This window comes from Actinoplanes sp. NPDC089786 (genome assembly GCF_040684855.1).
Taxonomy (GTDB): domain Bacteria; phylum Actinomycetota; class Actinomycetes; order Mycobacteriales; family Micromonosporaceae; genus Actinoplanes.
This window is the reverse complement of record NZ_JBFBGU010000006.1, coordinates 272,311-286,402: the sequence shown is the minus strand read 5'-3', so window position 1 is coordinate 286,402 and position 14,092 is coordinate 272,311. Positions and strand designations below refer to the sequence as shown.

The following is a 14,092-nucleotide window of genomic DNA, read 5'->3' as shown; positions in this document are numbered from 1 at the left end:
CTAGTGGATGGTCAGCTGGGAACGCAGGTGGCGGCTGGAAGCGCTGGAGACCTGCTCGGCCACCGCGTCGCGGATCAGGGTGCTTCGGTGGCGCACGTGGCCGTCGGCGTCCTCGGCCAGCAGGTGCGCGTGCATCAGGCGGTCGATGCAGGCCAGCACGTCGGTGACCGGGCGGCCGGTGAGCCGGGCCAGGTCGTCCACGGTCAGCTCGCCCAGCGCCGCGCACAACCGCAGCACCTCCCAGCTGGGCTCCGGCATCCACTCGGTCCGGGTCCGGGCGACCTGCATGGCCACCGCGGCGGTCACCGCGGGGCTCCGGTCGGCCACCGCGACCAGGGCGGCGACGCCGCCGGTGCGCTCGATCAGCTTGGGGTCGAGCGGCGCCAGGTCGAGTTCGGTGAGCGGGCTCAGCCGCAGCACCAGCGGACTGCCCAGGCCGGCGATCGGCCGCTCGCGGATCTGCGACGGGTAGCGGTAGGTGAGCACCACCCGCAGCCGCGCGCAGTGCCGGCCCAGCCAGGCCAGCTCGGCCACGCTCACCTCGTCCAGCCCGGCGGCGTCGTCGACCGCGATCAGCAGCGGCACCGGCCCGCACAGGGTGTCGGCGACCGCGGCCAGTTCCTCGCGGCGCAGCGCGCGCTGCTCGGCCATCGCCGCCTCGACGGTGGCCGGCACGACGCCGCGGACGCCGAGGTCGGCGAGGGCGCTGTGCAGCCAGGTGAGCCGGAGCGCGCCGGCCGAGGCCGGGCCGTGCCCGATGCCGACCCGTTCCGGCGCTCGCCGGCGCAGCTCGTCCAGCAGCGCGGTCTTGCCGGCGCCACTGGGCCCGACCAGGTGCACGACCGGGACCTGGTCGTTGCTGAGCAGCAGTTCGATCTCGGCGTTCCGGCCGAGGAAGCGCTGCCGGTTCTGTTCCGGTGCGGGGTTGGGGGCGCTCCGGGATTCTCCCGTCAGCGAAGGCGGCGAAGGCGGCGGCGAGGGCGTGGCCGACCGGCTGAGCAGCACGTTGCGCTGGAGCTCGGCGGTCCGGGCGGACGGCGCCACGCCCAGTTCGTCGTCCAGCGCCTTGCGGCAGCGCTCGTAGAGGCGCAGCGCGTCGTCGGGGCGGCCGAGGGCGGCGGCGGCGACCATGCCGATCTGGTAGGCGGACTCCAGGAACGGGTCGAGTTCGATGGCGGCCAGGGACAGGCGTAGCGCCCGGGCCGGGTCGCGGTCCATGATCCCGTCGGCGATCTCCAGGTGGGCGTTCTGCAGCGCGACGCGGACCTCGTTGCGGACCGGTTCGGCCCAGTCGGCGTACGGGTCGTCGGCGAACGGCAGCTCGTGGGCCAGGGCGGTGATCTCCTGCTGGAGCGGGAGGCGCTCGGGCGAGCCGGTGGGCACCAGGTCGAGCCCGCGGATCCGGTGGTGCAGGTCGGCCAGGTCGAGCCAGGCCCGGGACGTGTCGAAGAGGTAGCCGCCGGCCCGGGTGACGATGAAGTGGGTGGCCGCGGTGCCGTCCGGCTGGAGGCGGCGGCGGATCACCGAGACGTAGTGCTCGAGCGCGGCCACGTGGTTGCCGGGCAGGTCACGGCCCCAGACGGCGTCGGCCAGCGCATCCTTGGACTGGATCCGGTCGTAGCGGGCGGCGAGCACGCTGAGGACCTGACGGGCACGTCGGGGCAGCCCGGCGGCGGGCAGGCTCACGCCGTCGTCACCGGCCACGTCGAGCCGGCCGAGCACTCTCACCCGCATGGCGCCCCTCCTGACGAACCCGGTGCTCTGATCGGCAGGGCAGTGCCCGGGCTGAAGCCTTTCGCCCGGGTAACCGCTTCCCCATGTCTCCCGTTGATTTCCTCAGATGACGCGGATAGACGTGCGTTGATGATGAGGAAGCGCTTCCCCGTGACGCATACTCCCGGCACCCGTTTCCCCGCGGAGGTAGCCCATGCGTTCATCCCCCTTCCTCAGATCCCTGCTCGCGGCCACCCTGGTCGCGAGCGTCACCGTGATCGCCGCCGCCGCCCCGGCGACGGCGGCCACCCGCACGGTCCAGGCCGAGTCGTACGCCGCTCAGTCCGGTGTCGTCCTGGAGCAGACCGCCGATACCGGCGGCGGCCAGAACGCCTCCTATCTCGCCAACGGCGACTGGATGCGGTACGACAACGTCGACCTCGGCGCGGCCGGCAACCTGGTCATCCAGGCCCGGGTCGCGTCGGTGCCCGGCGGCGGCACGATCGAGCTGCGCACCGGCTCGGCCACCGGCCCGCTGCTCACCACGTTCTCGGTCACCGGCACCGGCGGCTGGCAGAACTGGGCCACCGTCAGCGCCACCGTGGCCAGCCATCCGACCGGGGCGCAGACCGTGTTCGCCCTGCTCCGCAACGGTGGCGGCGACTTCGTCAACATCAACTGGTTCTCGTTCGGCGACGGCCAGCCCGGCGGCGCCGGCTGGGTGGTGATGGACCAGGGGGTGTGGCAGCAGCAGCTGGCCCAGTTCGACGCCATCCCCAACCGCACCATCCCGGGCGGCGCGGTCCGCGTGCCCGAGTTCAACGCCACCTGCTCGTACAGCCACTCCCGGCCGGACGACCCGATCGTGTTCCCGAACATGCCGGGCGCCTCACACATGCACAGCTTCCTCGGCAACCCCTCGACCAACGCGGCCACCACCACGCAGACGCTCCTGCAGAACGCGGGCACCACCTGCCGGCCGGGTCAGGACCTGTCGGCGTACTGGATTCCCAGCCTGACCGACCGCGGCCGGGTGATCGAGCCCAACGACGTGGTCGTCTACTACGGCTCGCGGCTGCCCGACCCGACCCGGACGAAGCCGTTCCCGCAGGGCTTCCGGTACATCGCCGGGGACGCGCGGCTGCAGGTGCCGACGCCGGCCGGGTCGGTGAACGCGTTCTACTGCGCCGGGCCGGGTGGCGAGATCGGCCGGAGCACCGACGGCAACTGGCCGATCTGCGCGCCGACCGCCACGCTGATGTTCCAGCTGGTCTTCCCGGACTGCTGGGACGGCGTGCACCTGGACAGCCCGTCACACAAGGAGCACGTGGCCTACACCTACACCGGCACCTGCTCGGGACAGTTCCCGGTGGCCATCCCGTCGGTGTCGTTCCTGATCGCGTACCCGACGTCGGGCAGTGCTCAGGGTTTCACCCTGGCCTCGGGCATGGCGTCCTCGATGCACGGTGACTCGTGGATGGCCTGGGACAACGCGGCTCTGGGACAGCGGGTCAAGAACTGCGTCGTCCAGAACGCGAAGTGCAACAGCGCCGGCAACTACTGACCTGCCGGCAACGAAAGAGGAAAGGTCACTAGAAATGAGGGCGGCGGTCGCATAGCGTCGCAGATGTTCATCGACGTTCATCGTTGGGAGCTTCTGTGCATGTTCTGCTGACCGCCGCCCTTGTCCTCTCGCTCGCACCGGGTGCTCCGGCGGCGCCGGCGGCGCAGGAATGGACCGTGGCCCAGGACGCGATGACCGCGCGGCTCACCCTCGACGGCGGCCGGCTGAGTTTCGGCGTGGGCCCCTTGTCGCCGGCCCCGATCGGGATCCGGACGACCGCGGCCGACCTCAGCGGCGGCCTGACCTTCACCGGGCGCACCAGCCGCACGGTCCGTGAGCAGTACACGATGACCACCGGCAAGCAGCTCGAGCGGAACACCGCCCTGCGTGAGTCCACCTTCGACTTCACCGGCGCCGGTGGCGCGCGGCTCCAGGTGGTCGTGCGGGTCTCGGCCGAGGGCGCGGCCTATCGGTACGTCCTCCCGGACGGCGCCACCGTCACGGCCGAAGCAAGCTCCTGGGCGATCCCCCCGGAAGCGGCGGCCTGGCTGCTGCCGTACTCCCCGAACTACGAGGAGACCCGGATCCAGACCACGGCGGGCGCCGCGCCGGCCGGCGACTACGGCTTCCCGTCGCTGTTCCGGATCGGCGGCACCTACGCCATGCTCAGCGAGTCGGACGTGGACGGCCGTTACGACGGCGCCCGGCTGACCCACGCAAGCAGCTCTGCCTTCAGTCCGGCGTTGGGTGGTGGCGGGGCTGCGGAGGGCGGGGCGTACACCATCAGGCTGGCCGACCCGGCGATCACCGCGACCGGCCCGCTGAGCACCCCGTGGCGCGTCGCCGTCGTCGGCGACCTGGCCACCGTGACCGCGAGCACGCTCACCGACGACCTGGCGCCGAAATCGAAGATCGACGACACCTCCTGGGTACGCCCGGGCGTCGTCGCGTGGTCCTGGCTGTCCGAGCACTCCAGCCCGGCCGACCCGGTGCGCCAGAAGCAGTACATCGACTTCGCCGCGCGCAACCGCTGGCCCTACGTGCTGATCGACGAGGGCTGGAACGCGTCCTGGGTGCCCGAGGTGGTCCGCTACGCCCGGGCCCGTGGCGTCGACGTGCTGCTGTGGTTCCACTGGAGCGCGTTCGACACCGAGCAGGAACGCGACACCATGCTCCCGCTGGTGAAGTCGTGGGGCGTGGCCGGCGTGAAGATCGACTTCATGGACTCGGACAGTCAGGCCCGGTTCCAGTGGTACGACCAGATCCTGCCCGCCACGGCCGCACAGAAGCTGATGGTGAACTTCCACGGCGCCACCATCCCGCGCGGCATCCAGCGCACCTGGCCGCATGTGATGACCCTCGAGGCGGTCCGCGGCGCCGAGCAGTTCCGCACCCGCGCGGCGACCAACACGATCTTCCCGTTCACCCGCAACGTCACCGGTGGCATGGACTACACGCCGGTCACCTGGGCGGTCACCGACCGGGACACGACCGATGCCCATGAGGTGGCGCTGGCCGTGGTCTACGAGTCGGGCTGGCAGCACCTGGCCGACAAGCCCGAGACGTACGAGGCCCATCCGGAGGCGTTGCGCACGCTCAGCCAGATCCCGACGGTGTGGGACGAGACGCGGCTGCTCGCCGGCGCCCCGGGCACCGAGGCGGTGGTGGCCCGGCGGGACGGGAAACGCTGGTGGATCGGCGGGATCACGGCGACGCCCGCGCACACCTGGACGACCGGCCTCGACTTCCTGGGCACCGGCCGCTGGCTGGCCGAGACGCTGCGGGACGGCGGCCACGGCCTGGTCCGGGAGAGCCGGATCGTGCGGAGGACCGACACGCTGGCGGTGCCGGTCGCCACCAACGGCGGCTTCGTGACCGCGCTCTGCCCGTACACCGGAGCGGCGACCTGCGACCGGGCGGTCGAGCCGGTGCCGGCGACGGTCCTGACCGTCGACCCGCCCTCGGCCGAGGTTCAGCCCGGCGACACGGTTCATGTGAAAGCGACGTTCACCCTTCCGGCCGGCGGCCCGATCACCGACGTACGACTCGCGCCCATCGACCACGCGCCCGTCACCCAGGCCCGTCTCCGCGGCGGCGAGTCTGTCGAGGGTGAATGGGACCTGACCGCGCCCACCGGCGTCACCGGTGACGTCGACCTGCCGATCGTGGCCACCTACACCTGGCATGGCGAGACCGTGCACGTCGAGCAGGCCGTCCGCCTGTTCATCCCGCCGCCCGCCCCGACCGGCGACACGTGGGTGAGCGACCTGGCGTTCCTCAACGAGTCGAATGGCTGGGGCCCGATCGAACGCGACCGCGCCAACGGCGAGAGCGCCCCGGGCGACGGTGGTCCGATCTCGCTCCGCGGCACCACCTATCCCAAGGGACTCGGCACTCACGCGCCGGCCGAGGTGGCGGTCTGGCTGGGTGGCGCCTGCACGTCGTTCGCCGCGACCGTCGGCGTGGACGACGAGGTGACCTCGCCCGGCTCGGTGAGCTTCGAGGTTCTCGGTGACGGCCGCCCGCTGGCGAGCACCGGCGTGCTGCGGGGCAGCGACCCGGGCTTCCCGGTCACGGCCGACGTGACCGGCGTCCGGCAGCTGACCCTGCGGGTCACCGACGGCGGCGACAACAAGAACTACGACCACGCCGACTGGGCCGCCGCACGCCTTGCTTGCCGGTAAAACACCCGTCCAAATCCTCAGGACCCGGCCGGACAGGTCGATCTGACGCTTCGTGATCCCCCCGCCCGTTCCCGCGCTCAGCCCCGGCACCCGCCTGGTGCACGTGGCTCGCCAGCCCATCTTCGATGCGGCCGGTGATGTCGTGGCGTACGAGTTGCTCTTCCGCGGCCGGATGGACGCGATCGACGCCGGACGCCGGGACGCCTACGCCACCAGCCAGGTCATCCTGAACGCGTTCGCCGAGTTCGGGGTGGGCGCGGTGGTCGGCGACCGCACCTGCTTCATCAACGTGACCCGTGAGTTCCTGATCGGCGAGCTCACCCTCCCGTTCGGCCCGGAGGGCGTAGTGCTCGAGGTGCTCGAGAGCATCACCGTGGACGACGAGGTGGTGGCCGGCGTGACCGCGCTCGCCGAGGCCGGCTACCGGATCGCGCTCGACGACTTCGAGCTCGGCACGGCGCACGAGCGGCTGCTCCCGCTGGCCTCGTACGTCAAACTCGATCTTCTGCAGTCCAAGCCCGGCGACCTCGCCGAGGTGGTCCGCCGCTGCCGGGCCTACCCGGGCATCGTGCTGGTCGCCGAGGGCCTGGAGACCGGCGAGCAGCTGGCGCTGACCAACCGGTACGGCATCGAGCTGCGCCAGGGCTACGTGCTCAGCCGCCCGCAGGTGCTCACCGCGACCGCGCTGACCCCGTCCCGGATGCACAGCCTGCAACTGCTCGGCGCGCTCAGCACCGTCGACGGCGACCTCGACCACGTGCTCGAGATCATCGCCGCCGACCCGGCCCTGACGCTGCGGCTGCTCCGTGCCACCAACTCGGCCGCCGTCGGCATCCCGGGCCGGGTGTCCTCGGTGCGGCAGGCGGTAGTTCTGGTGGGTCTGGCCCAGGTACGCCGGTGGGCGATGCTGATGGCCGTCGAGGAGGCGGCCGACGCCACCCCGGCCCAGATGGCCGACGCCCTGACCAGAGCCCGGCTCTGCGAGAACATCGCACCCTCGTTCACGGTGAGCCCGGACGCGGCGTTCATGGCCGGCCTGATCTCGGCCGTGGCCCAACTGCTCGGCACCTCCCCGTCCGCGCTCGCCCACGAGCTGCCGCTGAGCCTCGAGATCGGCACCGCGCTGGCCCGCGGCGCCGGCCCGCTCGGCCAGGTGCTGCGGGTGGTCAGCGCGTACGAGCACGGCGACCTGACCGAGGCCGCCACCGCGTACCGCGGCGACGACCTGGTGGGCAGCGTGATGGCCGCGATGCGCTGGTCGACGATGACGCTGGGAGCGGCGCTGTGACCGCCCCGGCCCTGCTCCGCGACGAGCGCGCGACGCTGCTGGAGAGCGTCGCCGAGCTCGAGGCCCGGCCGGTGTCGGCCCTGCGGACGATCGTCGAACCGGCCACCGAGATCCGCCGCCGGGCCGAGGAGCTCGGCGAGTCCGAGATCGCCCAGCGTGCCCGGCTGCTCGTGATCAGCGTCGGGCTGCGCGAGGGCAAGATCGAGCAGAGTGGCCGCGAGGCGCACCAGGTGCTGGCCTGGGCGCAGCAGAACGGCCACGCGTACCTGACCGCCCGGGCGCATCAGGAACTCAGCATGTTCTACCGCCTGATCGGCGACCTGGAGTCCGCGCACACCCACGGCGTCGAGTGCGTCTCGAAGCTGCCCGACGACGTGCCGCCGCACATCATGGCCCGGCACGTGGTGCGGATGGCCATCGCGGTCGACGAGAACGGGCACCACGCCGAGGGCGACCGCCGGTTCCAGGAGGCGCTCGACCTGGCCACGGCGGCCGGTGACATCGAGCAGACCGTGCAGATCCTGAACAGCATGGCCTACACCGAGTACGAACGGGAGAACGAAGAGTCCGCGCTGGCCCTGGTGCAGCGCATGCGCGACATCGAGGCGAAGAGCGCGTTCTCGTTCAGCGCCGGCCAGATCGACACGATCGCCCGCATCGAGATGATGATCGGCGATCACGACGCCGCCATCGCCACCCTGAACGCGGTCCTCGACCCGTCGTCCTCGGTGGTCGGCAACGAGGGCGACGCGATCGCCATCTGCCTGCACTCGCTGGCGCTGGCCTACCGGCTGGCCGGCCGCTACGCCGAGGCCCAGGAGGCGCTCAACGGCGTCCTGACGCTGGCCGACGAGCGGAGCCTGCACCGGATCCGGGCCCTGGCCCGTGAGGAGCAGGCCGCCCTGTACGCCGCGACCGGCCAGTTCGAGAAGGCGTACGAGGAGCACCGCGAGTTCCACACCGAGATGAACGCGCTGTCCTCGCTGGCCCGGGAGGCCCGGGCCCACGCGCTGCAGGCGGTGTACGACGCCGAGGAGGCCCGCCGGGTCGGCGAGCACTTCCGCGAGATGGCCCACCGGGACGCGCTGACCGGCCTCTACAACCGCCGGTACGTCAACGAGCGGATGCCGGCGCTGCTCGGCGAGGTGGCCTTCGACGGCACTCCGTTGTCGCTGGCGCTGATCGACCTCGACCACTTCAAGCGGATCAACGACACGCTCTCGCACAGCACCGGCGACTCCGTGCTCCAGCACCTCGGCCAGTTGTTGATGGCCGAGGCGGCCGGCGGCGGGGAGATCGCGGCCCGGATGGGCGGCGAGGAGTTCGTGCTGATCTTCCCGGCCACCGAGGCGGACGAGGCGGAACGTCGCTGTGAGGCGCTGCGCCGGCGGATCGCCGATTACCCGTGGTCGACGATCACGGGCACGCTGCCGGTGACCGCGAGCATCGGCATCACCACCGTGTTCGACGGTCAGTTGCCGTCGTCAGCGATCCTGTCCCGCGCCGACCGCAACCTCTACGCCGCCAAGCACCAGGGCCGCAACCGCGTCGTCGCCGACTGACGGCACGACGCGGTCACGGCCGCGGTGGCACCGTTGATCAGGGCTTGATCGGCAGGGTCTCGCCGGCCAGGATCTTCTTGCCGCCGGCGACCTTGGCGTCGTAGGGGCTGGGCAGCTTCCACAGCTTGGCCAGCCGGGCGGCGTCGTCGTAGTCGTAGCCCTCCTTGAAGAAGGCGTCGACCTGCTTGTCCTTGACCGGCTGGTCGGCCGGCACGACGTAGCCCGGCTTGACCGGGAGCTTCTCGCCGTCGAGCAGCTTCTGCCCGGCGATCGCCTTGACCTGGATGAGCTCCTTGTCCTGCATCTTCCAGAGCTTCTGGAGCTTCTTGCCCTCGCCCAGGTCGTAGCCGGAGGCGAAGTACTTGTCGAGCGCCTTCTCCTCCTGGTCGGAGACGCCCGGGCCGGCGTTCGGCCGCGACGCGTCCTCCGTGGCGCCCGGCTTCGCGGCCGGGCTAGGGCCGGCGGCCGGGGCGCCGGCCTGCACGACGGCGACCCCGCCGGAACTGGCCGCGGCCGCGTCGTCGGCGCGGAGCAGGCCGGGGATCGAGAATGCGCCGGTGATGACCGCGGCGCCGAGCACGGCGCCTCCCGCGGCCTGGATCAGGCGGCGGCGACGGGTCTTGGCGTGCTCGGCCGACTCCAGGGCCTCGCCGAGCTCGTGGGAGTCATGATTCTCGTTGGTCACGTCTCTTGAAATGCACCAGCGCCCGGTTCTGTGCACTCAGGGCTCGAGAATTCCGTCGGCGATCTTCCCGGCGAGGGCGAAAGCCGACGTCGCCGCCGGTGACGGGGCATTCCGCAGGTGGGTGACGACACCAATCCGGTCGATCATGAAGTCGTCGACCAGCGCGCCGTCGCGGCCCAGCAGCTGCGCCCGCACCCCGGCGTGAACCGTGCCGTCGAGGTCGCCGACGGACAGCGACGGCACGTACCGGGCCGCCTCGCGGACGAACGCCCGCTTGTCCACGGCCATCCTCATCTCGTGCAGGCCGGTCCGCCAGAACCGCCGGGCCAGCCGCCAGGTGCCGGGCCAGGTCGCGGTCAGCCAGACGTCCCGGGGGCGCCAGCGGGCCAGGGTGTACGCGTCACGGGCCGGCGCCAGCAGCGCGGTCGGGCCCAGCATCGTGTGGCCGTCCACGTGCGGTGTCACGTGCACGCCGAGGAACGGCAGCCGCGGGTCGGGCACCGGATAGATCATGTGCCGGGTGAACGGTTCCCGCAGCCGCAGGTAGGCGCCCCGGAACGGGATGACCCGGGTTCCACCGGCCGCGCCCAGCCGGTCGGACCAGAGGCCGGCGCAGACCACCACCCGGCGGGCGCGGAGGGAGCCGCCGCGATGGTCGACGACCCCGTCCGGGCCGACCCGGGTCACGTCGACGCCGAGGCGCACGTCGGGCAGGGACGCCGCGATCGACCGGGCCACGGCGGCGAAGTCGGCGATCCCGGTGTCCGGCGCGTGCAGGGCGGCCACGCCGCGTACAGCCGGTTCGAGCTCGGTGAGCTCCGCCGCCCCGATCCGCCGGAGCGAGGGCACCCGGTTGGCCACGCCTCGATCGAAGAGGGCGGCCAGGCGCGGGATCTCGTCGGCCGAGGTGGCCACGATCAGCTTGCCGCAGCGGACGTGCGGGATGTCGTGCTCGGCGCAGTACTCGTACATCATCCGGGCGCCGCGCACGCACAGCCGCGCCTTCAGCGACCCCGGCGGGTAGTAGATCCCGCCGTGGATCACGCCGGAGTTGTGGCCGGTCTGGTGGGCGGCCACCCGGTCGGCCCGGTCGAGCACGACGATGGTGTCGGCCGGCCGCCGGCGCTGAACCTCGCGCGCGACGGCCAGCCCGACGATGCCGGCGCCGACCACCACAAGATCGGCGTCCATACCGGCGAACCTACCCCGCGGTCCAGTACAGGGCCCGGGCGAACGGGGCGTACAGGCCCTTGGGGTGGGCCCGGAACAGCGGCTCGGTGCCGAACAGGACGGCCCGGCCGCCCCGCGCGGTCGGCCCGCTGATCACCGCCGCCCGCCCGGCCGCCTCGGTCGAGGACGGCAGCCAGTGGCCGGCCACGAGCGGGGTCGAGGCGTACCGCTGCTCGACGGTGAACCCGGTGCCGGTGAACCACAGCGGCGAGTAGACGAACGAGTGCGGCGGCGAGCCGGCGCCCACCACGGGCCCGGTGTTGTCCACCGCGACCACCCCGTTGGCGTCGCTCCGGGCGGCCACCGCGGTCGCCGGGAGCAGCCCGGCCGCGGCGTTGAACGCGGCGCCGGTCGAGCCGCGGGTGACCACGCCGCCGCGGGCCAGCAACTCGTCGACCTCGGCCCGGCCGGTCGCGTTGAGCCCGGCGTAGGACAGCCCGGACGAGACGACCAGGGTGTCCACGTCGGACAGATCGGCGCCGGCGTTGAGCAGCGCCGTGGAGACCACGCGCGGCTGGAATCCCATGTCCCGCAGCACGAACAACTCGTCGGCCGAGACCGCGGCCGCGATCGTGGGCCTGGTCAGCGGGGTGCCGGTCGCGGACCGGGGCGCGGCGGTGAACCGTACCCCGAAGCGGTCGGCCACCAACGAGGCCGCGTCGCGCGCCGCGGCCGGTACCAGCACGGTGGCCGCGGTGGTCTGCCGCACCGCCACCCCGAGATCGAGCAACGTGTTGAGCGCCCGCACGTCGCTGCCGTCCCGGAGGGTCAGCAGGAGGTCCCTACCTCCCGACGGCACGTGACCGGTGGGACCGGCGGCGACCACCGGACGGGTGGACACGCGCGGGGCGGCTGCGCGGCTGATGTCGACCGGCGCGCCCCAGAGCAGGCGGTGGCTCCAGCCCGAGATGTCGTACATCTGCGGCACCAGCTGGGAGATGTCGCGACCGGCCTCGAGCAGCACGTTGGCCAGGCCACGCTTCGGCTGGCGCATGTCGACGAGGTAGGTGCCGCGCGGGTAGGAGCGGCCGGTGAGCGTGAAGGCGTGCGTCGCCCGGGTCACCCGCACGTCGTTGGCGATCAGGTGGTCGACCAGCCGGGCCGCGGCCGGGCCGCTGTCCGGGATCACGTACGCGCGCGGGAAGGTCGTCGAGTAGCGGTCCTCCGGGCCGAAGCCCTCGACAAAACCGTCCGGGATCTCCGGCGACGGCTCGCCCGCCCAGCCCCGCCGGAACTGCTCGATCTGGCCCTCCAGCAGAGATCGTCGGTGCACATCGGCGTACGAGATCGCCGCGGTGACGGTCGCCGAAGCTACGTCGGTGTTGACCGCCGAGCGGCGGCGCAGCTCCTCGACCGGCAGCGAGTCGTAGACGCCCCGGTTGACCTGTAGCGGAATCTCCACGGTGTGGCCGACCGCGCCCTGGTAGATCGCGTACATCGGGGTGAAGATCGGCGGCCAGTCGTCCCAGTCGCCGGGCGAGTAGTCACGGAACGGGATGTCCGCCCGCGCGGTCTCCGGGTGGCCGAGCCGCTGGATCGCCGCCTCCATGCCGAGCGCGTTCGGCAGCGCGTGCTTGATGTACAGGTCGTACTCGTAGTTCTGGCCGTGCGGCGGCGTGGCCGGTTCGATCAGCGTGGTGCCGGTGTAGCCGTGCTCGTCCAGCATCACGAACGGCTGCGTCCCGATCACCACGTCGCGCACCGCCCGGGACTCGGGCTGCGACCCGGTCGCGTGGTCGCGGTTGATGTCGAAACCGGCGCCGTTGACCCGGGTCCCGGCGATGCGACCGTCCGGGTTGTTGGTCACGGTCACATACACGCGGGTACGCGCGAGCAGCGCCGCCGTGGCCGGGTCGGTCGCGCCGGCCAGCCGCTCGATCACCCGCAGCGCCCCGTCGGTGCCCTCCCACTCGTCACCGTGGATGTTCGCGTTGATCCAGACCGGGGTCTTGTAACCCAGCTTCAGCGCCGCGTCCCGGTTCGCCTGACGCGGATCGTCCTCGATCAGCGCCCGCCACCGGTCCTGCTTCCGGGCCTGGGCGGCCGTCTCGGGCGCGGTCACGGTGACCAGGTAGAGGTCGCGGCCCAGGGCGGAGTGCCCGATCACCTCGGCCGACACCCGGTTCGAGGCCTGCTGCAACGCGTTCAGCTTCGGCGCGATCCCGTGGTACGGCACGAGCCCGAGCTTGATCGACTTGTCGGCGGGGTTCTCCGGGTAGACGCGCAGCACGTTCTGGCGGGGGTAACCCGTCGTACCCGTAGCGATCTTGAACGTGGACGCGGATTGCCCGATCGGCGGAATCTCCGCGGCGACCGAGTTGCGCTCCGGCCCGTTGCCGAAGTCGCGAGTGGAGGGACTGTCGTCCGGTGCGGCCGGCGCGGGGTTACCGAGCAGGCCCGTCATCAGCAGTGCGGCAGCGAAGCCGGTGAAGGTGCGCTTGAGATCCACGAGGTGACCCTACGCAATCACCATCATGAATTTAAGTGGTTGTCGCCGCTCGCAGCCTCATCGGCGGACCCCGGAGGTTCTTGAGCCGCACGGCACCCTAATGGGATGCTCGGTGCCATGTGCACCGAGAAGTGTTCGCAGCTCACCCGCCGTGCCGCCGTGATCGGGGCGGCCGCGGCCGTGACCACCGCCGCACTCGGCGCCTCCGCCGGCCCCGCGTCCGCCTCCACCGGTCACCCGGTGCTCGGCCGTCACCTCCAGGACCTCACGCACCCGTACACCACCTCCTTCCCCGCGTTCGAGCCGGACGAGGCGCCGCGGCGGGAGACGTACGCGACGATCGAGGACGACGGCTACTACATGCAGGAGTGGCGGGTCATCGAGCACACCGGCACGCACGTCGACGCGCCCGGGCACTTCATTCCCGGCGGGCGCCTCTCGACCGAGCTGCGCCTGGCCGAGCTGATCACCCCCGCGGTCGTGGTGGACATCGCGGCCCGTGCGGCGCGTGAGCCCGACACGATGGTCACCGTCGACGACCTTCAGCGGTACGAGCGGCGCCACGGCCGCATCCCCGACGGCGCGGCGGTGCTGATGTATTCCGGCTGGGCCGCCAAGGCCGGCGACGCCTCGGCGTACCGCTCGCACTTCCCCGGCTTCTCGGTGGAGGCGTGCGAGTGGCTGCTGCGCCGGCGCCGGATCCGGTCGCTGGGCGTGGACACGCTGAGCATCGATCCGGCGCCGTCGGAGACGTTCGACGTACACCTCGCGCTCCTCGGCGCCGACCGCTACGGCCTGGAGAACCTCGCCCACCTCGACCGCATGCCGCCGGCCGGCGCGACCATCGTGGTCGGCCTGATCCCCTACGAGCAGGGCTCCGGCGGCCAGGCCCGCATCTTCGCGACCTGGTGAGCCCT

General features: G+C 72.2%; 9 protein-coding genes. 5 read left to right on the top strand and 4 right to left on the bottom strand.

Features of this window, described 5'->3' with window-relative positions:
- Positions 1 to 1,734: a BTAD domain-containing putative transcriptional regulator gene (locus AB0O15_RS21740; RefSeq protein WP_364321170.1), complete on the bottom strand. Its 1,734-nt coding sequence runs from the start codon at positions 1,732 to 1,734 to the stop codon at positions 1 to 3.
- A 193-nt stretch (positions 1,735 to 1,927) separates the two neighbouring features.
- On the opposite strand from AB0O15_RS21740, the gene AB0O15_RS21735 reads away from it, so the two are divergent.
- From AB0O15_RS21735 to AB0O15_RS21720, 4 genes are all read left to right on the top strand, one after another.
- The gene (locus AB0O15_RS21735; RefSeq protein ID WP_364321167.1) at positions 1,928 to 3,277 is read left to right on the top strand and encodes a DUF1996 domain-containing protein; all 1,350 of its coding nucleotides are present in this window, start codon (positions 1,928 to 1,930) and stop codon (positions 3,275 to 3,277) included.
- A 95-nt stretch (positions 3,278 to 3,372) separates the two neighbouring features.
- Positions 3,373 to 5,961 (top strand): glycoside hydrolase family 97 catalytic domain-containing protein, encoded by a 2,589-nt coding sequence (locus AB0O15_RS21730; protein ID WP_364321164.1) that lies wholly within the window; start codon positions 3,373 to 3,375, stop codon positions 5,959 to 5,961.
- Between the two features lie 52 nt (positions 5,962 to 6,013).
- Positions 6,014 to 7,249 carry an HDOD domain-containing protein gene (locus AB0O15_RS21725; RefSeq protein ID WP_364321161.1) on the top strand — a complete coding sequence of 412 codons (1,236 nt, stop codon included), beginning with the start codon at positions 6,014 to 6,016 and terminating at the stop codon, positions 7,247 to 7,249.
- Positions 7,246 to 8,811 carry a tetratricopeptide repeat-containing diguanylate cyclase gene (locus AB0O15_RS21720; protein ID WP_364321158.1) on the top strand — a complete coding sequence of 522 codons (1,566 nt, stop codon included), beginning with the start codon at positions 7,246 to 7,248 and terminating at the stop codon, positions 8,809 to 8,811. Before AB0O15_RS21725 ends, AB0O15_RS21720 begins: the two co-directional genes overlap by 4 nt.
- A gap of 37 nt (positions 8,812 to 8,848) precedes the next feature.
- Here the strand turns inward: AB0O15_RS21720 and AB0O15_RS21715 are convergent, their stop codons facing one another.
- The 3 genes from AB0O15_RS21715 to AB0O15_RS21705 are packed head-to-tail and all read right to left on the bottom strand — an operon-like array spanning position 8,849 to position 13,175.
- The gene (locus AB0O15_RS21715; RefSeq protein ID WP_364321155.1) at positions 8,849 to 9,496 is read right to left on the bottom strand and encodes a hypothetical protein; all 648 of its coding nucleotides are present in this window, start codon (positions 9,494 to 9,496) and stop codon (positions 8,849 to 8,851) included.
- 36 nt (positions 9,497 to 9,532) lie between these two features.
- Positions 9,533 to 10,687, bottom strand: a complete 1,155-nt coding sequence (gene lhgO, locus AB0O15_RS21710) for an L-2-hydroxyglutarate oxidase (RefSeq protein ID WP_364321152.1) — start codon at positions 10,685 to 10,687, stop codon at positions 9,533 to 9,535.
- 10 nt (positions 10,688 to 10,697) lie between these two features.
- Positions 10,698 to 13,175, bottom strand: coding sequence for a M14 family zinc carboxypeptidase (locus tag AB0O15_RS21705; RefSeq protein ID WP_364321149.1), 2,478 nt, complete (start codon positions 13,173 to 13,175; stop codon positions 10,698 to 10,700).
- 105 nt (positions 13,176 to 13,280) lie between these two features.
- Between AB0O15_RS21705 and AB0O15_RS21700 the strand changes: the two genes are divergently transcribed.
- Entirely contained in the window at positions 13,281 to 14,087 is an 807-nt protein-coding gene (locus AB0O15_RS21700; RefSeq protein ID WP_364321146.1) for a cyclase family protein, read from the top strand.
- Positions 14,088 to 14,092: the final 5 nt, after the last annotated feature.